Genomic DNA, 22,120 nt, shown 5'->3' with positions numbered 1-22,120 from the left:
TTCGAGATGGGCGTCTCGTTATTGGTAGTCTACCTCTCCTTCGCCCTCGCCTATCCACGCACCCCGGTCGGGTTCGCGGGATTCGAGCGGGTCGATGTCCTTGTACCACGGGACGTTCTTCAACTGCTCTTTGTTGTACACCAAGTCGTCCTTGGTGTCGCCCGTGAACTCGAAGTTCTGGGTGAGCAGGATGGCGTCCACCGGGCAGACCTCCTCGCACAGCCGACAGTAGACGCACTGTCCGATGTGGAGGTTGTACTGTTCGCCGTTGCGCTGGTCGTCCTGAACGATTTGAATCGTGTCGTTCGGACAGACGTTCTCGCACTGGCGACACCAGATGCATCGCTCTTGGCTGAACTTGTGAACGCCGCGGAACCGCGGACTCACTTCGGGTGCCACGTCGGGGTACTCGACCGTGAACGTGGACCCGTCCATTGCGTGCTTCAGCGTCGTCGCCATTGATTTGAGGACTCCAATCATTAGAGCATCACCCCGACGATGACCGCGGTGAGAACGAGGTTGGCGAACGAGAGGACCAGCATGCCCTTCCAGCCAATCTCGATGAGCTGGTCGATTCGGACCCGCGGCACGGCCGACCGTGCCCACTGGGTGAACAGGAAGACCGCCCAAATCTTGATGATGAACCAGATGAAGCCGGGAAGTACCGGACCGGCCGGTCCACCGAGGAACACGGTGGCGACGATTGCGCCCCCGAGGAAGATGTGGATGAACTCGCCCATGTAGAACAGGACGAAGTAGATGCTGGAGTACTCGGTCATGTACCCCGCCACGATTTCGGTCGGCGCTTCGGGGATGTCGAACGGGTTCCGTCCGACTTCCGCGAGGTTCGCCACCATGAACAGCACGAACGCGAAGGGGTTCACGAACGCGAACCACGACGGAATCGTGAGTCCGGCAATCGTGACCAGCGGTTCGGACTGCTGGGCGACGATTTCGCTCGTCTGGAGCGTGCCGGTGAAGATGACGACTGACGCCGCGGTCACGATGAGCGGAATCTCGTAGGCGATGTTCTGCGCAATCGCGCGGAGACCGCCCATCAGCGAGTACTTGTTGTTCGACGCGTAGCCGCCCATCGTCAGCGCGAGGGTCGCGATGGACGCCACCGCGAACACGAACGCGAGTCCGGTCTCGGGGTCGGCCATCTGGAGATTGATTCCGAAGATGGAACCCATCGGAATGACCGCAAACCCGAGGAGCGCCGAGAGCGCAAGCAGAATCGGCGCGAGGTCGTACGCGGGCCGGTCCACGCCGTCCGGGATGATGAGCTCTTTCGCCATCAACTGGACCGCCGCCGCCGGGATGATGAGCAGTCCCGCCGGGCCGATTCGGTTGACCGCGATACGGTCGGTGAACGCCGCCGTAATCTTCCGCTTGGCCCACGGACCGGCCACGCCAGCGTTCGCCAGCATGATGTTGGCGATGAGGAACGCTGCGAGGAACCCCGCGACGGCCTCCTGCCAGATGGCTATCTCGGAACCGAACAGCAGGCGCGCGATGGTCTCGGGGAGCAGAACGGGGTCGGACTGCAGGGGAGCGAACATCAACGGTCCACCTCCCCGAGAATCACGTCGAGGCTACCTAACGTCGCCACGAGGTCGGGAACGTACTCGCCCTTGCTCATCGCGTTGAGCGCCGAGAGGTTACAGAAGCACGGACTCCGAATCTTGAACCGGCCGGGCTTGTCGGTGCCGTCCGACCGAATATAGATGCCGAGTTCGCCCTTCGCGCCTTCGACCGCTCGATACACTTCGGTGTCGGGGTCGGGCTTGAGCGTGCGCGGGACGTTCGACTGGATGTTGCGTTCGTCCTCGGGCCAGTCTTCGAGCAGGTCCACGCACTGGCTGATTATCTTCGCGGACTCCTCGACTTCCTGCATCCGGACGAGGAAGCGGGCGTAGTTGTCGCCGCCCTCCTCGGTCACGACGTTCCAGTCGAGTTCGTCGTAGTAGCCGTAGGGGTCGTCGCGCCGGATGTCGTAGTCGATGCCCGACGCGCGGGCGACGGGTCCGGTCGTACCGAACTGCTTCGCGTCCTCGGGGTCGAGGACGCCCGTGCCGATGACCCGCGTCTGGAAGATTTCGTTCGTGGTGATGAGGTCGTGGTACTCTTCGAGGGTCCCCGGGAGGTCGTCGAGGAAGTCCCGGATGTTCTCGAACCACTCCTCGCGAGGTTCGGGCAGGTCCCAGACCACGCCGCCGAGGCGGAAGTAGTTGAACATCATCCGCTGACCGGTGAGGTCTTCGAGGATGTTCTGAACCTTCTCGCGGTCGCGCATCGCGTACATGAAGATGGCGGTGAAGTCGCCGTAGATGTCGAGCGCGAACGTGCCGACCGCGAGCAGGTGGGCCGCGATGCGGCAGAACTCCGCGCTCATCGTCCGGATAATCTGGGCGTACTCCGGCACCTCGATGTCGTTCAAATCCTCCGCGACGCGCGCGTAGGCCCACTCGTTGAGCAGGCCCGCCGACGCGTAGTCCCACCGGTCGGGGTACGGCATAATCTGGTGGCGGTACGTGCCCTGCTGGCACATCTGCTCCTCACACCGATGGAGGTAGCCGATGTCGGGGTCCACGTCGGCGACCTGCTCGCCGTCGAGGACGGTTTTGAGGTGGAGGACGCCGTGAGTCGCGGGGTGGTGCGGCCCGATGTTGAGGAACATCGTGTCCGAGTCCGCGCCCCGGTGGTCGTCCTCCAATGGGTTCTTGTGCTCGTCGAACTGGACGATTTGGGGCTTGTCCTGGTCGTAGTCCGAACTCAGCGGGTGGCCCTGCCACGTCTCGGGCAGGAGAATCCGCCGGAGGTCAGGATGGCCGTCGTACTCGACGCCGACGAGGTCGTACGCCTCGCGCTCGTGCCAGTTCGCAGTCTTGTACACCGACGCGGCCGACTCGCTGACCGGGTTCTCCGGGTCGGTCGGCACGACGACGCTGACCTCGTGGGTCCGGTCGGCGTACTTCGTGAGGTGATAGATTGTCTCGTAGCGGTCCTCGTAGTCCTGTGCGGTCACCATCGAGAGGTGATCGAACCCGGCCTCCTCGCGCAGCAGCGTGAGCGACTCCGCGACCTGGTCGGGTCGGACGACGAATCCCTCGGCGTTGAGGTGGGTCTCCCGGCGGACCACGCGGTCGCCGAGCAGGTCCGCTATCGCGTCGTAATCGACGCCCTCGGCCGTGTCGAGTTGTTCTTCGTAGGAACTCATGGCGAATCAGCCCAGTTGTAGCGCATGACGAGGTCGTCCTCGTCGATTTGGCTCGCCAGCTTATCGACCAGTTCGTCCTGTTTCAGGTCGCTAAACTGTTCGAGTTCGTAGGGCTTGACCGTCACCGGACTCGACTCGCCGTTGGCGATGCGCTCTTGCATCTTGACGACGCCGTAGATGAGCGCCTCGGGGCGGGGCGGACAGCCGGGGACGTGAATGTCCACCGGGATGACCTCCTCCGCGCCCTTGATGACGTTGTAGCCCTCTTGGAACGGGCCGCCCGAGATGGCACACGACCCCATGTTCACGACGAACTTGGGTTCGGGCATCTGGTCGTACACCCGCTTCATCCGGGGGGCGAACTTGGTGACGATGGTGCCGGGCACAATCATCACGTCGGCCTGCCGGGGCGACGCCCGCGGCACGCCCGACCCGAATCGGTCGAGGTCGTGTTTGACCGCGTACGTGTGCATCATCTCGATGCTGCAGCACGCGATACCGAACTGCAACATGAACATCGACGACCCCCGCACCCAGTTCATGAATTTGTCGAACTTCGTGAGGATGAACGGCGAGGAGCCGAACGCCTCGCGAAGCTTCGAGTTGAAGCGGTTGTCCACCCCCTCCATCCGGGCCTCTTGGGTCTTTGTCTGTGCGTCTGTACTCCCGCGAATTACGTCCCGTGGTTCGTTACTCATTGTCTATCCACGCTCCGTTGTGAGTCGGTCGGGTTGCGGACCCATTCGACGGCACCCTGTCGCCACGCCCAGCCGAGACCGACGACGAGGATACCGATGAACGCAAGCATCGGGTACAACGCACCTGCGAGTCCGACCCCTTCCATCGAAACCGCCTCCCGGTAGATGACCGTCCAGGGGAAGATGAGGACGGTTTCGATGTCGAAGACGACGAACAGTAGCGCAACCATGTAGTACTGAATGTTAAATCGGATGCGCGTACCGCCCGTCGGAATCTCACCGCTCTCGTACACGGTGGTTTTTCCTTTTTCGGGGACGCTCGGCCGGAGCAGGCTGGACACCGCCATCATCCCGAGCGGTATCAACAGCCCCACCAGCGCCAACGCGCCAATAGCTATCCATGGATTCATGCCGATATTCTCCTACCATCCGGAGATTATGAGCGCACCCCTATAAGCGTTGATTTGTGCGATTCTTACGAATCCAGTCGCCTCACACGCTTTTCGACGGCCTGACGGTTACTGTCGGGAAACGGGACGTTTCGGGGCGTACCTCCAGAGGGCGCGAGGACGCACCCGATTCGAATCGGGCGACGACCCAATATAATTGATAGTAAGTGCCTGAAACTGCCACGGACTCACCGCCTTCACCGGAAGCGGCGTTAGTAAGCGCGAGCTATTCGTCGTCGCGGAAGCCGGGCGTCCCCTCCTCGTGAAGACGCCGCGAAACGTCGGCCACGCCCTCCTGCAGGTCGTCGTGGTACGCGACCAGTTCGTCGCGGAGTTGGTCGTGTTCGCGCGCGAGCATCTGGACCGCCGACAGCGCGGCGTTGAACGACTTCCCAGCGTCCACCGCGACGAGGGGCGCGCCGGTCGGCATCCCGATGACCGACGACACCGACTTCTCCTGGACCGGCACGCCCACCACGGGCAGGGGGTACGCCAGCGACGCGGTCATGTTCGGGAGGTCGGCGGACTTGCCGCCCGCGCCAGCGATTATCACGTCCAGCCCCCGTTCTTCGGCGGTCTCGGCGTAGGCGTACATCAGGTCGGGCGTGCGGTGGGCCGACACCACGTACGTCTCGAAGGTGAACCGGGCTTCAGGTGGGTCGTCGTAATCGGTCACTTCCTCGAAGCCCAGTTCGGTCAGCGCGTCGTAGGCTCCGGGGCGTCCGTCCTCGGAGCCAGCCATCACGTCGAGGTCCGAGTCGCTCCCCATCACGATGCCGATTTCGGGGGTGTCCTCGGGGTCTCTGTCGCGCTCCGCCTCCGCGCGCAGGTCGTCGATGAGAGCCTGAAGTTTCGTCATTCGAAGGTCACCTCGTCGCGGAGTTCGCGCGCATCCGCCAACAGTTCCTCGGTGTCGGTCTCGCGGGCGTCGCCCGCGAGTCCGTCCGAATCACGAAGCGCCTCGCAGTCGCCCACGACGGTCAGGTGGCCCATCTTCCGGAGCGGTCGGACTTCGTGCTTGCCGTACCAGTGAAAGCTCGCGCCCGGATGGGCCAGCACCGATTCGATTCCGACGGGGTTCGCGGGGCGAGTCTCGTCCACGTCGCCGAGCACGTTCGCCGTTACCGTCGGACTCCGGATGTCGGTCGCGCCGAGCGGTCGGCCGGTCACGGCCCGGACGTGCTGTTCGAACTGCGAGGTCAGCGCGCCCTCGATGGTGTAGTGACCCGAGTTGTGGGGGCGGGGCGCGATTTCGTTGACCAGAATCTCGCCGTCGGCTCGCGGTTCGCCACCGCTCGCATCCGAGGCGCTCCGCGCCTCGCACGTCTCGAACAGTTCGATGCCGTACACCCCCCGGCCGGACAGCAACGCCAGCACGTCCTCGACGACCTCGCGGGCGCGTTCGGCCACGTCCTCACTGGTCCGGGCCGGAACGACGGTCTCGCGCAGAATCTCCTCGCGGTGGACGTTCTCGCCGAGCGGGAAGGTGGCAGTCTCGCCGTCCGCGCCTTTCACGCCGATAATCGACACCTCGCGCTCGAACTCCACGAACTCCTCGGCCATCGCGGGACCGTCGAGTTCGTCGAGCGCGTCGAAGTCGTCGGCGCTCTCGACAGGGACGTTCCCCCGGCCGTCGTAGCCGCCCTCGCGGGCCTTGAGCATCACCGGGTAGCCGAACTCCTCCACCGCGGCTTCGAGGTCCGACCGGTCGTCCACCTGTCGGAACTCCGGCACCGGGACCCCGGCATCGCGCAGACTTTGCTTCTGGACGAGTTTGTCCTGAATCATGCGAAGGGTCTCGGGGTCGGGATTGACCGTCACGTCGTACTCCTCCTCGACCGCTTCCAGCAGGTCGGGGTCGGCCAACTCGATTTCATACGTGAGGTAGTCCGCGCGCGAGGCGAGTTCGCGCACGCCCGCCTCGTCGTCGAAGCTCCCTACGATTTGGTCGCGGGCGACCGGCGAGGCCGGGCAGTCGGGCGTCGGGTCGAGGACGACCAGTTCGACGCCGAGCGGCGCGGCCGCCTCCGCGAGCATCCGACCGAGTTGGCCGCCGCCGACGACGCCGAGCGTCTCTGTGTCGCTCATTGCCGACGAGATTGTGGACGCATCTGCATAAGATTTCCCAACTTCGCTCACCGATATACACGAACGTGGTTACTCGGGCGCGTCTTCGGCACCGAGATACGCCTCGTCCACGAAGAACACGGTCTCGCTCCCGTAGATGGTGAGTTCGTGTTCGAACGCCCGGTAGTCGTCGGCGAGTCGCGACTCGACAGCGCCGCGGTCGTCGGCCCGAGCGATGACGACCGGCGCGGGGTCGGACTCGACGATGCCGAGCCTGTCGGTGCTATCGACTTCCGCGCCGTACAGTTCGGTGTACCACGGGAGCGGCAGGCGGTCGTACCATCCGCCGCCCGCGGCCCAGTCGTCGTTTTCGGACTCGTCGGCGACGTGGAAGTCCGACCCGTAGTACAGCACGTCGATGCCGTCGTTTCGGTCGGCGACCGACTGAATCACGTCGAGCGTGGGTCGGAGTCCGTCTGCTGGCTGGCCGAACTGAACGAGTCGGTTCTCTTCCTCGTCGCTCTCGCCGAGGTACTGGTCCTGCGGGTGGACGAACGACGTCTCGACCGCTATCGCTCCAGCCTGTCCGACAGCGACCAGCACGACCAGCGCGGCGAGGACGGCACTGAGACCGTCGTCGTCCGCGATGGCTTCGAGACCCCACCGAACGAACACGGCGAGACCGACCCCGGCGGGGACCACCAGCGGCGCGACGGCGTGAATCGGCTCCCACGGGAAGGGGTTCTCGACGATGACGGGGTAGCCGAGGACGCTGACGAACCCCCAGTAGAACGTGAACGAAACGAGGTCGCGGGGAGAGCCACCTCCGTAGCGGTCGGCGACGAATCCGACGATAGAGAGGACGAACACGCCGAACGCGCCCGCCCGGACGACCTTCCAGAGCGGCCCGAACGTCGAGAGATACGCGGTCTGATTGCCGTCGCCCCACTTGCCCACGAACTTCTCCCACGAACCCAGAGTCGCCTCCTCGACGACCGCAGGGAACAGGCTGGGGTTCGAGAACGCCTTCCAGAGACCCGGACCCGGAACGCCGCGAGCGCGCGGCGCGTAGAAGAACACTACGACGGCGAAAAAGAGCGCGAGCGCGCCGACGAGATGGGGTCCCCACCGTCGAAGCCCGACTCGTCCGCGCCGGAGCGTTTCGAACGCGACCGCGCGCCGGCCGTCGGCGTTCGCCGCGAGCATGAGTCGGTGGTCGAACAGGAGGACGGCCGCCCCGAGCCACGTCACGACGTACACCAGCACGTTCTCCTTCGTGGTGAACGCCAGCGCGACCATCAGCGACCCGAGGTAGAGATACCGAGGTTTTCGAGTGTCGAACAGCCGAACGTAGAACGCCAGCGCGTAGAGCATGAACGCCGCGAGCAACACGTCGTTACGCATGAACCGCGAGTAGTAGAGCAAGAGCGGATTGAGCGCGAACAGCACCGCGAGCGCGACCATCTCGGCCCGGCGCAGGCGCTCGCGGAACAGCCACGCGGTCAGCGGGAGGAATCCGCCCACGACTGCGACCGGCAGGCGCGCGAGGAAGTCGCTCGGCCCGAACAACCAGAACAGATACTTGTTGACGTGATAGAAAAACGGGCCGTGGATGACCGCGCGATACTCCCACACGCCGGTCTCGGCGTAGCGCAGAATCCAGTAGCCGACCCGGCCCTCGTCCCAGTGGAACACACGCGATTCGAGCGCGAACAGCCGAATCGCGAGCGAGAGGACCGCGATGGCGACGATAGCGGCCAGCGTCCGATTTCCGGTGGCCCGGCCGAGCGCACTCGCGTACTCGCCAGCGCGTCCGCGGAGTCCCGCACTGCGGGACTCCGCGGACGCCGCATCCCGACTCATTACCCGTCGAAAACATTCGAAGGGATACAAATTTTCCGGAGAACGGTAGTTCTTTTACCCGCCCAAGCGACCTTCCGACCATGATTTCCCTCGGATTGGTGGTTTCGCGGTTCAACCGCGAGGTAACCGAGCAGATGGAAGCGCACGCCCACGAGGCGGCCGACGACCGCGATATCGCGGTCGTCGAGACGATTCAGGTCCCCGGCGCGTACGACACGCCGCTCGCGGCCGACCGGCTTGCCCGTAAAGACGATATCGACGCCGTGGCCGTCGTCGGAACCATCGTGACCGGCGACACCGACCACGACCGAGTCATCGCCGACGCCGCCGCGCAGGGGCTGACCGACGTGAGCCTCGACCGCGACACGCCGGTCGCGTTCGGCGTCAGCGGCCCCGGAATGTCGGGGGCCGAAGCGCGCGAGCGAGTCGAGAAGGGCGCGGACGCGGTAAACGCCGCTGCCGACCTCGTGGAGGCACTATGAACTTCAGCGACCGCATTCAGCGCGTCGAACCGAGCGCGACCCTCGCCATCAGCAACCTCGCGTCGGAACTCGAAGCCGAGGGCGCGGACGTGGTGGACCTGAGCGTGGGCGAACCCGACTTCCCGACGCCCGAGAACGTGGTCGAGGCCGGAAAGGAAGCGATGGACGCGGGCCACACCGGCTACACGCCCTCGAACGGGGTTCCGGCGCTCAGAGAAGCTATCGCGGAAAAACTCCAGAACGACGGTCTCGACCACGAAGCCGGAAACGTCATCGTCACGCCCGGTGCGAAGCAGGCGCTCTACGAGGCGGTCCAGACGCTCGTGGACGATGGTGACGAGGTCGTCCTGCTCGACCCCGCGTGGGTGTCCTACGAGGCGATGGTCAAACTCGCGGGCGGCGACCTCAACCGCGTGGACCTCGCGCCCTACGACTTCCAACTCGAACCCGCACTCGACGACCTCGCCGACGCGATTTCGGACGACACTCAACTCCTCATCGTGAACTCGCCGAGCAACCCCACCGGAGCGGTCTACTCCGACGCCGCGCTCGAAGGGGTCGCCGACCTCGCGGTCGAACACGACGTGACCGTCATCAGCGACGAAATCTACGGCGAAATCACCTACGGCGCGGAGCCGACCAGCCTCGGCACCTTCGAGGGGATGGCCGACCGGACTGTCACCGTCAACGGCTTCTCGAAGGCCTACTCGATGACCGGGTGGCGACTCGGCTACTACGCGGGTCCCGAGGAACTGCTCGCGGAGTCCGGAAAGCTCCACTCCCACTCGGTGTCGTGTGCGACCAACTTCGTCCAACATGCGGGCGTCGAAGCCCTCCAGAACACCGACGAGGCCGTCGAAGAGATGGTCGAAGCGTTCGCCGAGCGCCGCGAGTTCCTGCTCGACCGCTTGGGCGAGGAGGGCGTCGAGGCCCCCGAACCCGACGGCGCGTTCTACCTGATGATGCCGGTCGCCGACGACGACCAGGCGTGGTGCGAGGAGGCCCTCGAAGAGTCCCACGTCGCCACCGTCCCCGGAAGCGCGTTCGGCGCGCCGGGCTACGCGCGCATCTCCTACGCCAACAGTAAGAAGCGAATCGGCGAAGCAGTCGATAGACTCGTGGACGCCGACCTGCTGTAGCCCGCCGACACAAGGCTTATTTTTGCGACACGTCCAGCAGAGAGCATGAGTCTTCGGTCCCGGCTCGGTGTCCTCCAACTCCCGGTCACAGGCGTCGGTTTTCTCGGAGTGGCGTTCGCAGCGAGCCAACTCTCCGCGATTCCGCCGTCACCGCCGGACAGCGACGGCTTCGTCGAGGGGTTGGCCGTCCTCCTGTTCTTTGCAGTCGGCTTCGTCGGGTTCGTCGTCGCAGCGCTCGGACTCGCCATCCCGCCGGGCGAAAACGTCGGGATTCGGTTCAACCGATGGCAACGTCGCCTGTTCGTCGGTGCCGCGGTGGCGGCGGTCGCGAGTCTCGTCGTGCCGTTCGTCGCGTGGCCGGTGCTGGCTTCGACTGTCTTCGCGACCGAATTTTCGGTTCTCGCGTGGCTGGTACTGTCGCTCGCCGCCGTGTCGGCGCTGGTCGCCGGTCTCGGGTGGCGGGCCGCGCAAGCGGTCGCCCGTCGTGTCGGCTGATTCCCGTTCTGCGTTGGCTCAGCCTTCTTTCAGGGTAGTCGAGACCCACCTTTTTCCGCCTCGGGTGTCCTCGTACTCTCACTTCGTTCGAGTACTTCGGGCACCGCTCGGCGCAAAAATCTGGACCAAAAAGCCGCTCGCTACCGCTCGCGGTGCGACTGCTCGTGCGCGCACCTTCGGTGCGCTGGCCGTGGATTGACCCGCTAGTCGCGCTTGGTGTTGGCTCAGCCTTTTCAGGTTAGTCGGACTGGCGGTCACGAGGTGGGGCGGTTTCGCCGCCGCTTGGCGGCGAAACCGCTTTGGGACACTGCTGACTGACTCGCCAGCTATCTGCCCGTAACCGCACGAAGCGTCCGGACGAAGTTGGTTCCGTTTTCGTATTTAAAATCTCGCGTCAGAGCTCTCCTGAGAAACAGTCGCCGGACTACTCCAGACTCAGCCCCGGATGCCACCTGTCCACGCCCGCTTCTGCTTTCACCTCGTCCATCTGCGCCAGTAACTTCACCGCGAGGCTCGCAGTTTCTGCGGCGCGGTTCTCGCCCTCCGTCAGGAATTCGCCCGTCTCGCGATTGGCGAACACCGAGCAGACCGCGCCCGCCCGGAGTCCGTAGATGTTGGCGAGCGTGAGTATGGCGCTGGCCTCCATCTCGATGTTCTTCACGTTCGCCTCTTTCAGGCTCTCGACCAGTTCGTCGCTTCCGGCGGCTTCGAACCCCTCGAATCCGGGGCGGCCCTGCCCGGCGTAGAAGCTGTCGGCGCTCATCGTGATACCGGTGTGGTAGTCGTAGCCGAGTCGTTCGGCGGCCGCGACCAAGGCCGAGACCACCTCGTAGTCGGCGACCGCGGGGTAGTCCTCGCGGACGTACGCCTCGCTGGTCCCCTCCTGTCTGACCCCGCCGGTCGTGATGACGAGGTCGCCGACTTCCATGTCGGGCTGGATGGCCCCGCAGGAGCCGACTCGGATGTAGGTCTCGACCCCGACGCGCGCGAGTTCCTCGACCGCGATTGCGGCCGACGGGCTTCCGATGCCGGTCGAGGTGACGCTGATGGGCGTCCCCTCGTAGTCGCCGGTGACGGTGCGGTACTCGCGGTGGTGGGCGACCTCCTCGGCCGTGTCCCAGAATCGGGTAATCTTCTCGATGCGCTCGGGGTTGCCGGGGAGGAGCACGGCGTCGGCCACGTCTCCTTCGCCGACTTCGACGTGGTACTGGACTTCGTCGTTGGGGTCTTCGCTGTCGCCGGTCATGACTCGTGACTACTCTACGGCCGGACATAAAGGGACGCCGTTCCGTCCGGACACGCCCGCCGAACATCGCCACGCAGTAAAAACGGTTATATTGTCATCATCTCAACCCCATTCTATGCCCTCCAGACGACGAGTACTCTCCCTCCTCGGGAGCGCGACAGCCGTCGGACTCGCTGGCTGTAGCGGGTCCGACTCGGGCAGGTCAGATACGATCAGCTGTCATACGAGCGCGATCGAACACGGCGACGGCGACTTTCTCGACGGCGGTGCGATGGCGACGGTCGAAGACGACGACGTGCGGTTCGCCGTTCCCCTCTCGGTCGACGACGTGCGCGAGCAGAACGTCAACGCCCTCGAACTGTACGACGCCGCCGGGAAACTAGCTCACGTGATTCCCGTCTCGGCGGGCGACGCCGACGTGATGGCGAACAAGGACGGCGTCAGCGACGGCAAACTCCGGTACGAGCAGTACCTCGGCGAGCGTCCCTTGCACGGGCGATACCGAGTCGTCGCGGTGGACGAGAGCGACGAGACGGTCGATTCAATTACAGTCGAGTTCAACTGCTTCCCCGACGTTCGAGAGTAACTACTCCAGCATCTCCTCGGTGATGGTGTTCGGCAGGAGTTCGCCGAGCGCGTACTCGCTCGCGCCGTCGCCCTCGTCGCAGTACACCGGCAGGTCGTCGTCGCAGAACTCCGAGAGCGTCTGGCGACACATCCCGCAGGGGGTGACGCCGTCCCGGCGCGCGGAACTCACCGCGAGCGCGTCGAACTCGCGGTGGCCCTGCTTGACCGCCTCCGCGATGGCGACTTCCTCGGCGTGAAGGCTGTTGCTGTAGTTCGCGTTCTCGATGTTACAGCCGACGTACACCGTGCCGTCGGCGGTCCGCAGGGCGGCACCGACCGGGTAGTCGGAGTACGGGACGTGCGCGCGGTCCTGGACTTCGCGGGCGGCCTCGATGAGGTCGTTCATGGTACTCGAACGTTGGCCGGGGGGACGAAATACTTCGGGGATTCTCGATTTCGAACTCGGGAGTCGGACGTGAGAAGGAGGTATGTTTTCGAGATGAGACTATTCCTGATGGGACTGTTCGAGATGACACTGTTTGAAGTGATAGCATTCGAGATGAGACCGACGTAAACGAGCCAGAGCTAGCTACTCCCGGTACATATGAAACCGCACAGCACCGCGACCGCAGGCCACGTCCTCCCCAACCGACTCCCTCCTGCCCCTTCGGGGCATTCGGTCGTCCCTCGCGCGGCTGGTCGCACCCACCAGGGGTGCGACCGCACGCGCCGCGCCGAAGTTGAGATGCGCGAATCCCCGCTTTTGATTCACGGCGCGCGCTGGCGCGCCCTCGTGGCGCGCCCATGCGTGCGAGGGATGAGTATCGCAGGGAGCGAAGCGACTGAGAAACGCAGTCGGTTGGGGAGGGCGTGGCCTGCGGTCGCGGTGCTGTGCGGTCTTCATAGGTACCGTGCAAGTAGCGGTCACGAAGAAAAACGAGACTCAGGCTCGACGACGTTCACATCGAAAATGAACACCGAAGACGAATAGCGTTCAGATTCGAGCGCGGAAGCCAAACGAACCGTTCAGTCCTACTCCTCGCCAGACTCGTAGTGGTCGCCCGCCGCAGACGGAATCCGAGTCCGGCCCACGAACGCCAGCACGACCACCACGGTCACGTAGGGGATGATGCCGATGAGTTCGCTCGGGATGTTGTAGCCGACCTGCTGGAGGCGGAACTGGAGCGCGTCGAGGCTCGCGAACAGGAACGACGCGCCGAACGCGCCGAAGGGGTTGTAGTTGCCGAACAGGTACGCGGTGATGCCTATCCAGCCCCGACCGTTGACCATCGTGGTCCCGCCGCCGATGAACTGGCCGACGCGACCGATGGCCAGCCCCGCACCGCCGATGCCCGAGAGGAATCCCGAAAGCAGGACGCCGGTGTACCGGACCCGCCGCACGTCCACGCCCACGGTGTCGAGCGCCTTCGGGTTCTCGCCGGAGGCCTCTATCCACCGGCCGAACGACGTTCGATTCAGGGCGTACCACGACGCGACGACCGCGACGAGCAGCATGTAGACCATCGGGCTGGCGTCGAACAGCACGGGACCGACGAACGGTATCTCCGAGAGGACCGGAATCGTCCAGTTGTTGAACGTACCGATGGTCGGGCTGTTGACCTGCCCCCAGATGACCTTGCTGGCGAACGGTGCGAGACCGAGCGCGATGAGCCACACCGCGAGGCCCGCGATAATCTGGTCGGCCTTGAACTCGATGCAGACGATTGCGAACAGGAGCGCGAACAGCGTGCTCACCAGCACGGCGATGCCGAACCCGAGCCAGAGCTGAGTCTGGTTCGGGTCGCCGCCGCCGAGCGCGGCGGCGGCCGCCAGCGACGTGAACGCCGAGATGATGAGCAGGCCTTCGAGTCCGATGTTGATGACGCCGGACTTCTCGGCGAAGATACCGCCGAGCGCCGCAAACGCGATGGGAACCGTCAGCCGGAGCACCGAACTCACGTAGTTGGCGTCCGCGACGATGGTGACGAGGACGGCCCCGACGTCGGTGACCGGATTCGCGGGGAACAGCACCTCGACCGCGAGGAGCGCCGCGAGGACGAGACCGGCGACCCCGGCGAGCAGTCGCCGGTCGGTCGGGAGTCGGCCGAAGCTCATCGGCCATCACCTCCGTCTTCGAGGCCCGAATCGTCGATTTGGCTCGTCTCACCGTCGGTTTCGGAAGCGTCGTCGGGTTCCGAGTCGGTGTCGGCGTCAGACGCATCATCCGCGCCCGACCCGTCGGCGGCGACCGCGTAGTCGTCGCCGCCGTAGCCGTACCGCGCGCCAATCATCCGGAAGAACTCCGGCATGGCGACGAACAGGATGACCAGCCCCCGGAGGACGCCGACCAGTTCCTTCGGAACCGCGAGGTCGAACTCGATGGCGAGGCTCCCGCCCTTGAGCGCGCCGAACAGGAGCGCCGCGGGAAGCACCCCGATGGGGTTGTTGCCCGCCAGAATCGAGACGGTGATGCCGTCGAAACCGAGGTCCGGGATGCCCGACTGCCAGTAGCCCGCGACCATCAGCACGTACACCGCGCCGCCGATACCGCCGAGCGCGCCCGACAGCGCCATGCTCGACACCATCATTCGCTTCGAGTCCACGCCGCCGTACTCGGCGGCCTCGGGCTGTTCGCCGCTGGTCCGGAGGTCGTAGCCGAACGTGGTGCCTCTGAGGAGCCAGAAGATGCCGACCGCGAGGAGAATCGCGCCGACGAGGACGAAAATCGAGAAGTCCTGTACTTCGAGGAGCGACGGCGGGAACTCCGCGTTGCCGGGGACCGACCGCGTCTGGACCGTCTGGCTCTCGGGGTCTTTGAACACCTCCGAGACGAGGGTGAACGCCAGCCCCGTCGCGACGAAGTTGAGCATGATGGTCGTGATGACCTCGTTCGCGTCGGCGTAGGCCTTTAGCGCGCCCGGAATCGCGCCCCAGACGCCGCCGACGACCGCACCGGCGAGCAGCCCGACTCCCATCAGGACGACGCCGCCGACGAGTCCGGCGGGCACGAACGGCGCGACCCACAGCACTGCGAGGCCGGTCGCGAGCGCGCCCAGCACGAGCTGTCCCTGCGTCCCGATGTTGAACATCCCGGCGCGGAACGCGACCGCGACCGACAGCCCGGTGAACACGAGCAGGGTGGTCTCTTTCAGCGTAATCGCGAGGTTGAACGTCGAGCCGAACGCGCCCTGAAGCAACACCCAGTACACTTCGAGGGGGTCGTAACAGAAGTCGCCGAAGCCGGTCGCCAGGAACGGCGACGACGCGCACGGCGAGAGGATGAACCCCGAGACGAGGACGACCAGCGCGCCGACCACGACCGACAGCGCGAGCGCGGCGAGACTGATGAGGATGCGCTCGACCGCCGAGGCGTCCACGAGTCGCCCGAGCGTGCGACCGATTCGTCCCGGTCCCGACTCGTCGCGGTCGGAATCGCTCATCGCTCACCCCCCGTGGAGTCGGCGATGCTCGGCGCGTCCTCGGGTATCTCTCCGGCCATCAGCAGGCCGAGTTCCTCCTCGGTCACGCGGTCGGGGTCCACGATGTCCACGATTTCGCCCTCGTACATCACCGCGAGCCTATCCGAGAGCTGTTGGACCTCGTCGAGTTTCGAGGAGACGAGCAGGATGGTCTTTCCCTCCCGGCGGAGGTCGAGCAGTCGGTCGTGGATGAACTCGATGGACCCCACGTCCACCCCGCGAGTCGGATGCGAGGCGACCACCACGTCGGGGTCGCGAGCGAACTCCCGGCCCACGATGAACTTCTGTTGGTTGCCGCCCGACAGTGATTTCGCGTCGGCGTCCGGGTCCGGCGGGCGCACGTCGTACTCCTCGATGATGGCTTCGGCGTGGCCGCGAGTCTCGGTCCAGTCGATGCGCCCGCCCTCGGCGTAGGGTTGGGCGTGCTGGCTCCCGAGCAGGCCGTTCTCCACGAGGTCGAACTCCATCACGAGACCGCGCTCCTGTCGGTCCTCGGGCACGTAGGCCATCCCGTCGTCGATTCGGTCGCGCCGGGAAAGCCCGGTCACGTCCTCGCCGTGAATCGAGACGCGTCCCTCCTCGGGCGTCGTGAGACCGGTGACGGCCTCCACGAGTTCGGACTGGCCGTTGCCGTCCACGCCCGCGATGCCGAACACCTCGCCCTCGCGGGCTTCGATGTCCACGCCGCTGACCTGCTCGACGCCGCGGTCGTCGGTCACGCGGAGGTCCGACACCGCGAGTCCGACCTCGCCGGGATTCGCGGGGTCCTTGTCAGCTTCGAGCAGGACTTCGCGCCCCACCATCAGCTCCGCGAGCTCCTCGCGGGTCGTCGCGTCGGCGTCCACGCTCCCGACGTTCTTGCCGTCCCGAAGCACCGTGATGTCGTCGGCGGCCTCCATCGCCTCGCCGAGTTTGTGGGTGATGAAGATAATCGTCTTGCCCTGGTCTGCGAGTTCGTCGAACACCCCGAACAGGTCCTCGACCTCCTGGGGCGTGAGGACGGCGGTCGGTTCGTCGAGAATCAGCACGTCGGCACCGCCGTACAGCGCCTTGAGAATCTCGACGCGCTGTTGGACGCCCACGCTCACGTCCTCGACGCGGGCTTCGGGGTCCACGTCGAAGCCGTAGCGCTGACTGAGTTCCCGAACTTCGCGCTCGGCGCGCTCGCGGTCCACCGCGAGGCCGCCCCACTTTCGGGGTTCGTGGCCGAGGACGATGTTCTCGGCCGTGGTGAGGGTGTCTACGAGCATGAAGTGCTGGTGTATCATCCCGATTCCGGCGTCGATTGCATCCCGCGGGGTCGCGAACTCGCGTGGCTCCCCGTTGAGATGTATCGTTCCCCCGTTCGGGCGGTACAGACCGTACAGCACGTTCATCAGCGTGGTCTTGCCCGCGCCGTTCTCGCCGAGCAGGGCGTGGACGGTCCCGGCCTCGACTTCGAGGTCGACCTCGTCGTTGGCGACGACGCCCGGGAACCGTTTGGTTATTCCGTCGAGATAGACGGCTACGCTCATCTTAGTCGGTGTTCCGGGCCGGTACGCTTAAGATACCCGGATTTCCGACGCGATTCTCGGAAAAGTGACCACTTCGAGGGTCAGACCTCGCCCGGTTCGGTCGGCACCTCGATGTCGCCCGCGATGATGGCTTCGCGCGACTCCGCGACGCTCTCTTTGACCGCCTCGGGAATCTCGGATTCGAGACCCTGCCCGTACACCGCGGCCACGCCGTCCTGTTCGAGTCCGAGTTCGTTGACCGACCCGCCCGCGAACTCGTCGTTCACGACGCTCTCGACCGACTGGAACACCGCCTCGTCCACGCGCTTGACCATGCTCGCGAGAATCACGTCGTCGTACTCCGGAAGACTCACCGACTGGTCGGCGTCCACGCCGATGGCGAACCGGCCGCGCTCCTGGGCCGCCTGGAACACGCCGTTGCCCGTGCCGCCCGCGGCGTGGTAGACGATGTCCGCACCCTCGTCGTACATCGAGAGCGCGATTTCTTGGCCCTGCGCGGGGTCGTTGAACTCCCCTGCGTACGCCACCCGGACTTCCACGTCGTCGTTCGCGTACGCGACCCCGGCCCGGTATCCGGCTTCGAACCGCCGGATGAGCGGCACCTCTTGGCCGCCGACGAATCCGACCACCGTGTTGTCGGGGTCGGTCTCGCCAGCGCCCCCGCTGAACTCCTCGGTCGTGAGGAGTCCGGCGAGGTGGCCGACCTGGAACGACCCCTCCTGTTCGCGAAAGACGTAGCTAGAGACGTTGTCCGCCTCGACTATGGTGTCTACGACCATCCAGTTCTGGTCGGAGAACTGCTGGGCGTTCTCGGCGAGTGCGTCCTGCTGGACGAAGCCGATACAGCAGATGAGGTCGTAATCAGGACTGCTCGACTGGGCGAATCGCTGTTGGAGATTCGCCACCTCGCTCGGACTGCCGGGTTCGGCGTTCCGAAACTCCACGTCGTACTCCTCGGCCGCGTTCTCGACCCCGGTGAGAGCCATGTCGTTGAACGAATTGTCGCCGAGACCCCCCGTGGCGTACACCATCCCGACGTTCGTCGTGTCGTTTTGAACGAGTCCGGTGGCTCCGAACGCCGCCGCACCCGCGATACCCCCCAGCACCCGCCTTCTTGTGGTTCTCCCCCGCATACCCACTCTCTCGATATCAGGAACAAAGAAATCGACGCTTTGTTACCGGTTCGGCCGCCCGAAACCGACGAAGACGACGAGCGAACTCGACTCGTTCAAACTTCGGTCGGGACGTCGATGTCGCCGTCGATAATCGCCTCGCGGGACTCGTCAACTGCGGACGTGACGTCGTCGGGAATCTCAGAGCCGATGCCGTTTCCGTACACCGCTTCGACGCCGTTCTCTTCGAGACCGAGCGTGTTGATCTCGCCGCCCGCGAACTCGCCGTTTTCGAGGTTCTCGATGGAGCGGTAGACCGCCTCGTCCACGCGCTTGACCATGCTCGCGAGAATCACGTCGTCGTAGTCGGGGAGGCTCATCGACTGGTCGGCGTCCACGCCGATGGCGAACCGACCGCGTTCCTGGGCCGCCTGGAACACGCCGTTGCCCGTGCCGCCCGCGGCGTGGAAGACGATGTCCGCACCCTCGTCGTACATCGAGAGCGCGATTTCCTGACCCTGTGCAGAGTCGTTGAACGCGCCAGCGTACGCCGACCGGACCTCGATGTCCTCGCTGGCGTGTTCGACGCCCGCGGTGTACCCGGCTTCGAACTTCTCGATGAGCGGCGTCTCCTGCCCGCCGACGAACCCGACCACCGTGTTGTCGGTGTCGGTCTCGCCAGCGCCCGCGCTGAAGTCCATCTGGGTCAGCAGACCAGCCATGTGGCCGACCTGGAACGACCCCTCCTCCTCGCGGAACACGTTGCTATCGACGTTGTCCTCCTCGACGACTTCGTCCACGACGGTCCAGTTCTGGTCGGTGAACTGCTGGGCGTTCTCGGCGAGCGCCTCGGCCTGTACGAAGCCGATACAGCAGATGAGGTCGTAGTCGGGGTCGCTCGACTGGGCGAACCGACGCTGGAGGTTCGCGACCTCGCTCGGACTGCCGGGTTCGGAGTTCTGGTACGAGACGCCGAACTCGGACTCGGCGTCCTGAACGCCGGTGTGGGCCATGTCGTTGAACGAATTGTCGCCGAGACCGCCCGTGGCGTACACCATCCCGATGTCGAGGGAGTCGCTGCCCTCGTCGCTATCGCCGCTCTCCTCGGTGGTCGTCTCGTCGCCACCGCTTTCGTCGCCGCCGCTCTCGTCGCTTCCGCTCTCCTCGGCGGTCGTCTCGTCGCTCCCGTCGCCCTCGCCGGTACAGCCAGCGAGCGTCATGCCGACCGCACCGGTACCGCCGACCTTCAGCAATCGCCGTCTCCGTTTGTCAATATTCGACATCTTACTGTATCGAGTTCGACAATCAGCCATAAAACCGTCGCTTTGGAATCAAAATTCCAATTCGAGAGAAAAAGACAGATGATAGATATACCTTCGACGTCCGCGACGAGCGTTCACTCGAGCTCCGCGATGGCGTTCTCGACGACGCCGACCGCGTCCGCAATCAGCGCGTCCACATCGTCGCTCTCGGCGTACACTCTGACGTACGGCTCCGTGCCGCTCGGCCGGACCAGCACCCACGAGTCGTCGGGGAACGACGCCCGGACGCCGTGCTCGGTCTCGACCGACGCGGTCGGAAACCGCTCGGGAACGTCGGTCGCCAAGCGCGCCATCGCGTCGGCTTTCGCGTCGTCGGGACACGAGACGCTCTCCTTTCGGTAGGGTCGCTCGGTCACGGGGTCCCGGAGCGCCGAGACGCCGCCCGCCTCGGCGACGAGTCGGCAGACGACCGCGGCGCTCGCCACGCCGTCAATCCAGCCGCCGAAGCCGGTGTGGATGTGCTTCCACGGTTCGGCCGCGAACGCGACCTCGGTCTCGGGCGCGCCCGCCTCGCGGACCCGAGCGATGCCCTCGTGGAGCGCGCCGAGTCGGACGCGCTCGACTCGCCCGCCCGCAGCTTCGACCTGCTCGTCGATGCGCCCCGACGCGTTCGGCGTCGTCACGACCACGGGGTCGGCGGCGTCGCTTCGCTCGGTGTAGTGAGCCGCCAGAATCGCGAGGACGGTGTCCTCGTGGACGACCTCGCCGTCGGCGTCGAGAACGACGATTCGGTCGGCGTCGCCGTCGTGGGCGATTCCGAGCGCGAAGTCACCGGCTCGTACGAACTCCCGGAGGTCAGTGAGCGTCTCGGGCGTCGGCTTGCTCTCCCGGCCGGGGAAGTGACCGTCCACGTTCGCGTTGAGCGTGACCACGTTCGCGCCGAGTTCCCGGAGGACTTGGGGCGTGGCGACCGCGGCCATCCCGTTGCCGCAATCGACCGCGACCCGGAGACCGTCGAGAGGCGCGCCCTGCTCGGCGGCGTAGTCCACGACCGCTTCCCGGTAGGCGTCGAGGACGTTCGCGCGCTCGCTCTCGCCCCACTCGTCCCACGCGACAGGCGGGTCGTCGGCCTCGACGCGGTCCTCGACGGTCGTCTCGGCCTCGCGGTCGTACTCCTGGCCGTCGGCGAACAGTTTGATTCCGTTGTCGGTCGGCGGATTGTGGCTCGCGGTCAGCATCGCGCCGCGCCGCCCCCGCGAGGCGAACGCGAGCGCGGGCGTCGGGAGTCTGCCCGCGCGGCGAACGTCGGCCCCGGCGCTCTCCAGTCCGGCCTCCATCGCCGCCGCGAGCGCGGCACCGGTCTGTCGTCCGTCGCGAGCCACGACGAACTCGCGTCCGTCCGGGTCGCCCCGCTCGGCCGCTCGCCCGGCGGCCCGGCCGACCGCCAGCGCCAACTCGGGCGTCACCGTCTCGACTGCGCTTCCGCGGATTCCCGCGGTTCCGAAGAGGTCCATGCCCGACACTCACGGGTCCGCGTACTTAGCTTTCCGCGGTTCGTGTCGGATGTCTCCGAGTCGGGTCGGGGCGCGTTCGGCCCGCGCCTTGCGGACACCCGACGGCGTTACGTTCATGACGCGCCGGACCGTACCACCCGGTACGGAATGAGGCGCGACTACTTCACGCTGGATGTCAGAAACGTCGATTGGGTCGAAACGGGCGACGAGGCTCGCAAACCGACGGTACTCATCGACTTCGAAGGCCCGTCTTCGACGCTCCGCGAGCGCCTCACGGGGACGAACGACGAACTGCTCGACGCCACGGAGACGGACGTAGCGTTCCGCCTCCAGGGACCTGTTGACGACCCGGAGACGGCGGGCGTCGTGAGCGTCACGAATCGCATCACGGGCGACTTCGTGCTCGAACTCAACGAGGACGCCGACGACGTGCTGAAGTTCATCCGGGCCGCCCGCGAGTACGGCAAGAAGGCTGGCGACGCCGACGGGCGCTACCACGTCGAAATCAGCATCGAGGGCGACGACCTCGTGGAGTACGACAAGGGAACGTTCCTCGTCTACAACAGCGAGGGCAATCTGCTCCGTCAGCACAGTCTCATCCCGAGCGGCGTCGAACTGTAACCGGGGTCCCCGGACGCGCCTCGCGGGGGTTTTCACCGATAGGTCCGTCAGAAAAGGCCGCCCACCGAACGGTCAGAGAAACCCGAACACCGCGAGCAGTAGCACGATTCCGACGAGCGCCGCCAGCAACACGATTCCCCCGATGAGGTAGTCGAACAACCCCTCCGGGGTCGTGAGACTCGGAAGCTTCATACACCGCGCTACGACGACAGGGGGCTTATGTTTCATGGGCGAGACGTTCGGGAGACCGACCGAACCGCGACGACGCGCGACGCTCACCGTTGATTTAAGTATCGCCGATTCGATGTGGCGCGTAAACCGGGCGCGGGGGCGCGGACGCCGCCCCCCCTCCCCCCCCCGCCTGTGGCAGTGGGCCACCCCCCCCCGTGGGG

Annotated in this window: 21 protein-coding genes; 5 read left to right on the top strand and 16 right to left on the bottom strand. The window is 65.5% G+C overall.

Going from position 1 to position 22,120, the window contains the following annotated elements:
• Positions 1-18: 18 nt before the first annotated feature.
• The 8 genes from EKH81_RS11550 to EKH81_RS11515 all read right to left on the bottom strand — a co-directional run bounded on the left by EKH81_RS11550 (position 19) and on the right by EKH81_RS11515 (position 8,297).
• The gene (locus EKH81_RS11550; RefSeq protein WP_132057607.1) at positions 19-480 is read right to left on the bottom strand and encodes a NuoI/complex I 23 kDa subunit family protein; all 462 of its coding nucleotides are present in this window, start codon (positions 478-480) and stop codon (positions 19-21) included.
• On the bottom strand, positions 480-1,562 hold the full coding sequence (locus EKH81_RS11545; RefSeq protein WP_132057606.1) for a complex I subunit 1/NuoH family protein: 1,083 nt from the start codon (positions 1,560-1,562) through the stop codon (positions 480-482). Before EKH81_RS11545 ends, EKH81_RS11550 begins: the two co-directional genes overlap by 1 nt.
• Complete coding sequence (locus EKH81_RS11540) at positions 1,562-3,220, bottom strand: NADH-quinone oxidoreductase subunit D (RefSeq protein WP_132057605.1); 1,659 nt, start codon at positions 3,218-3,220, stop codon at positions 1,562-1,564. Before EKH81_RS11540 ends, EKH81_RS11545 begins: the two co-directional genes overlap by 1 nt.
• Positions 3,217-3,918, bottom strand: coding sequence for an NADH-quinone oxidoreductase subunit B (locus EKH81_RS11535; RefSeq protein ID WP_132057604.1), 702 nt, complete (start codon positions 3,916-3,918; stop codon positions 3,217-3,219). Before EKH81_RS11535 ends, EKH81_RS11540 begins: the two co-directional genes overlap by 4 nt.
• Positions 3,915-4,328 carry an NADH-quinone oxidoreductase subunit A gene (locus EKH81_RS11530; RefSeq protein WP_132057603.1) on the bottom strand — a complete coding sequence of 138 codons (414 nt, stop codon included), beginning with the start codon at positions 4,326-4,328 and terminating at the stop codon, positions 3,915-3,917. Before EKH81_RS11530 ends, EKH81_RS11535 begins: the two co-directional genes overlap by 4 nt.
• A gap of 265 nt (positions 4,329-4,593) precedes the next feature.
• Positions 4,594-5,226 carry a 5-(carboxyamino)imidazole ribonucleotide mutase gene (purE, locus tag EKH81_RS11525; protein WP_132057602.1) on the bottom strand — a complete coding sequence of 211 codons (633 nt, stop codon included), beginning with the start codon at positions 5,224-5,226 and terminating at the stop codon, positions 4,594-4,596.
• The gene (locus EKH81_RS11520; RefSeq protein ID WP_394352041.1) at positions 5,223-6,467 is read right to left on the bottom strand and encodes a 5-(carboxyamino)imidazole ribonucleotide synthase; all 1,245 of its coding nucleotides are present in this window, start codon (positions 6,465-6,467) and stop codon (positions 5,223-5,225) included. Before EKH81_RS11520 ends, purE begins: the two co-directional genes overlap by 4 nt.
• 57 nt (positions 6,468-6,524) lie before the next feature.
• Positions 6,525-8,297, bottom strand: coding sequence for a flippase activity-associated protein Agl23 (locus tag EKH81_RS11515; RefSeq protein WP_132057600.1), 1,773 nt, complete (start codon positions 8,295-8,297; stop codon positions 6,525-6,527).
• A gap of 80 nt (positions 8,298-8,377) precedes the next feature.
• Between EKH81_RS11515 and ribH the strand changes: the two genes are divergently transcribed.
• The 3 genes from ribH to EKH81_RS11500 are packed head-to-tail and all read left to right on the top strand — an operon-like array spanning position 8,378 to position 10,413.
• Complete coding sequence (ribH, locus tag EKH81_RS11510) at positions 8,378-8,779, top strand: 6,7-dimethyl-8-ribityllumazine synthase (protein ID WP_132057599.1); 402 nt, start codon at positions 8,378-8,380, stop codon at positions 8,777-8,779.
• Positions 8,776-9,918 (top strand): pyridoxal phosphate-dependent aminotransferase, encoded by a 1,143-nt coding sequence (locus EKH81_RS11505; RefSeq protein ID WP_132057598.1) that lies wholly within the window; start codon positions 8,776-8,778, stop codon positions 9,916-9,918. The genes ribH and EKH81_RS11505 overlap by 4 nt, the downstream gene beginning before the upstream one ends.
• Positions 9,919-9,963: 45 nt before the next feature.
• On the top strand, positions 9,964-10,413 hold the full coding sequence (locus EKH81_RS11500; protein WP_132057597.1) for a hypothetical protein: 450 nt from the start codon (positions 9,964-9,966) through the stop codon (positions 10,411-10,413).
• Positions 10,414-10,837: 424 nt separating this feature from the next.
• On the opposite strand, the gene EKH81_RS11495 is transcribed toward EKH81_RS11500, so the two are convergent.
• Positions 10,838-11,659 (bottom strand): nucleoside phosphorylase, encoded by an 822-nt coding sequence (locus EKH81_RS11495; protein ID WP_132057596.1) that lies wholly within the window; start codon positions 11,657-11,659, stop codon positions 10,838-10,840.
• 115 nt (positions 11,660-11,774) lie between these two features.
• Here EKH81_RS11495 and EKH81_RS11490 point away from each other — a divergent pair, with 115 nt between their 5' ends.
• Positions 11,775-12,245, top strand: coding sequence for a hypothetical protein (locus tag EKH81_RS11490; protein WP_132057595.1), 471 nt, complete (start codon positions 11,775-11,777; stop codon positions 12,243-12,245).
• Here the strand turns inward: EKH81_RS11490 and cdd are convergent, their stop codons facing one another.
• The 7 genes from cdd to EKH81_RS11455 all read right to left on the bottom strand — a co-directional run bounded on the left by cdd (position 12,246) and on the right by EKH81_RS11455 (position 21,107).
• Positions 12,246-12,632 carry a cytidine deaminase gene (gene cdd, locus EKH81_RS11485; protein ID WP_132057594.1) on the bottom strand — a complete coding sequence of 129 codons (387 nt, stop codon included), beginning with the start codon at positions 12,630-12,632 and terminating at the stop codon, positions 12,246-12,248.
• A gap of 626 nt (positions 12,633-13,258) precedes the next feature.
• On the bottom strand, positions 13,259-14,341 hold the full coding sequence (locus tag EKH81_RS11480; RefSeq protein WP_132057593.1) for an ABC transporter permease: 1,083 nt from the start codon (positions 14,339-14,341) through the stop codon (positions 13,259-13,261).
• Positions 14,338-15,666, bottom strand: a complete 1,329-nt coding sequence (locus EKH81_RS11475; protein ID WP_132057592.1) for an ABC transporter permease — start codon at positions 15,664-15,666, stop codon at positions 14,338-14,340. Before EKH81_RS11475 ends, EKH81_RS11480 begins: the two co-directional genes overlap by 4 nt.
• Complete coding sequence (locus EKH81_RS11470) at positions 15,663-17,219, bottom strand: ABC transporter ATP-binding protein (protein ID WP_132057591.1); 1,557 nt, start codon at positions 17,217-17,219, stop codon at positions 15,663-15,665. Before EKH81_RS11470 ends, EKH81_RS11475 begins: the two co-directional genes overlap by 4 nt.
• An 80-nt stretch (positions 17,220-17,299) precedes the next feature.
• Complete coding sequence (locus EKH81_RS11465) at positions 17,300-18,352, bottom strand: BMP family lipoprotein (RefSeq protein WP_132057590.1); 1,053 nt, start codon at positions 18,350-18,352, stop codon at positions 17,300-17,302.
• A 95-nt stretch (positions 18,353-18,447) separates the two neighbouring features.
• On the bottom strand, positions 18,448-19,614 hold the full coding sequence (locus EKH81_RS11460; protein WP_132057589.1) for a BMP family lipoprotein: 1,167 nt from the start codon (positions 19,612-19,614) through the stop codon (positions 18,448-18,450).
• Positions 19,615-19,727: 113 nt separating this feature from the next.
• Complete coding sequence (locus tag EKH81_RS11455) at positions 19,728-21,107, bottom strand: phosphohexomutase domain-containing protein (RefSeq protein ID WP_132057588.1); 1,380 nt, start codon at positions 21,105-21,107, stop codon at positions 19,728-19,730.
• Positions 21,108-21,254: 147 nt separating this feature from the next.
• Here EKH81_RS11455 and EKH81_RS11450 point away from each other — a divergent pair, with 147 nt between their 5' ends.
• Complete coding sequence (locus tag EKH81_RS11450) at positions 21,255-21,728, top strand: DUF5793 family protein (protein WP_132057587.1); 474 nt, start codon at positions 21,255-21,257, stop codon at positions 21,726-21,728.
• The last annotated feature ends 392 nt before the right edge of the window (positions 21,729-22,120 follow it).

Source organism: Halorussus amylolyticus, from assembly GCF_004143485.2.
Lineage (GTDB): Archaea > Halobacteriota > Halobacteria > Halobacteriales > Haladaptataceae > Halorussus > Halorussus amylolyticus.
This window is presented reverse-complemented; position numbering and strand designations above follow the sequence as displayed.

Bases quoted from the DNA above. Each gene is read 5' to 3' on its own strand.
- EKH81_RS11495 (WP_132057596.1), bottom strand. From the start codon at position 11,659: ATGACCGGCGACAGCGAAGACCCCAACGACGAAGTCCAGTACCACGTC.
- EKH81_RS11470 (WP_132057591.1), bottom strand. From the start codon at position 17,219: ATGAGCGTAGCCGTCTATCTCGACGGAATAACCAAACGGTTCCCGGGC.
- EKH81_RS11460 (WP_132057589.1), bottom strand. From the start codon at position 19,614: ATGTCGAATATTGACAAACGGAGACGGCGATTGCTGAAGGTCGGCGGT.
- EKH81_RS11545 (WP_132057606.1), bottom strand. From the start codon at position 1,562: ATGTTCGCTCCCCTGCAGTCCGACCCCGTTCTGCTCCCCGAGACCATC.
- EKH81_RS11480 (WP_132057593.1), bottom strand. From the start codon at position 14,341: ATGAGCTTCGGCCGACTCCCGACCGACCGGCGACTGCTCGCCGGGGTC.
- cdd (WP_132057594.1), bottom strand. From the start codon at position 12,632: ATGAACGACCTCATCGAGGCCGCCCGCGAAGTCCAGGACCGCGCGCAC.
- ribH (WP_132057599.1), top strand. From the start codon at position 8,378: ATGATTTCCCTCGGATTGGTGGTTTCGCGGTTCAACCGCGAGGTAACC.
- EKH81_RS11490 (WP_132057595.1), top strand. From the start codon at position 11,775: ATGCCCTCCAGACGACGAGTACTCTCCCTCCTCGGGAGCGCGACAGCC.
- EKH81_RS11450 (WP_132057587.1), top strand. From the start codon at position 21,255: ATGAGGCGCGACTACTTCACGCTGGATGTCAGAAACGTCGATTGGGTC.
- EKH81_RS11505 (WP_132057598.1), top strand. From the start codon at position 8,776: ATGAACTTCAGCGACCGCATTCAGCGCGTCGAACCGAGCGCGACCCTC.
- purE (WP_132057602.1), bottom strand. From the start codon at position 5,226: ATGACGAAACTTCAGGCTCTCATCGACGACCTGCGCGCGGAGGCGGAG.
- EKH81_RS11535 (WP_132057604.1), bottom strand. From the start codon at position 3,918: ATGAGTAACGAACCACGGGACGTAATTCGCGGGAGTACAGACGCACAG.
- EKH81_RS11465 (WP_132057590.1), bottom strand. From the start codon at position 18,352: ATGCGGGGGAGAACCACAAGAAGGCGGGTGCTGGGGGGTATCGCGGGT.
- EKH81_RS11530 (WP_132057603.1), bottom strand. From the start codon at position 4,328: ATGAATCCATGGATAGCTATTGGCGCGTTGGCGCTGGTGGGGCTGTTG.
- EKH81_RS11540 (WP_132057605.1), bottom strand. From the start codon at position 3,220: ATGAGTTCCTACGAAGAACAACTCGACACGGCCGAGGGCGTCGATTAC.
- EKH81_RS11475 (WP_132057592.1), bottom strand. From the start codon at position 15,666: ATGAGCGATTCCGACCGCGACGAGTCGGGACCGGGACGAATCGGTCGC.
- EKH81_RS11455 (WP_132057588.1), bottom strand. From the start codon at position 21,107: ATGGACCTCTTCGGAACCGCGGGAATCCGCGGAAGCGCAGTCGAGACG.
- EKH81_RS11515 (WP_132057600.1), bottom strand. From the start codon at position 8,297: ATGAGTCGGGATGCGGCGTCCGCGGAGTCCCGCAGTGCGGGACTCCGC.
- EKH81_RS11550 (WP_132057607.1), bottom strand. From the start codon at position 480: ATGATTGGAGTCCTCAAATCAATGGCGACGACGCTGAAGCACGCAATG.
- EKH81_RS11500 (WP_132057597.1), top strand. From the start codon at position 9,964: ATGAGTCTTCGGTCCCGGCTCGGTGTCCTCCAACTCCCGGTCACAGGC.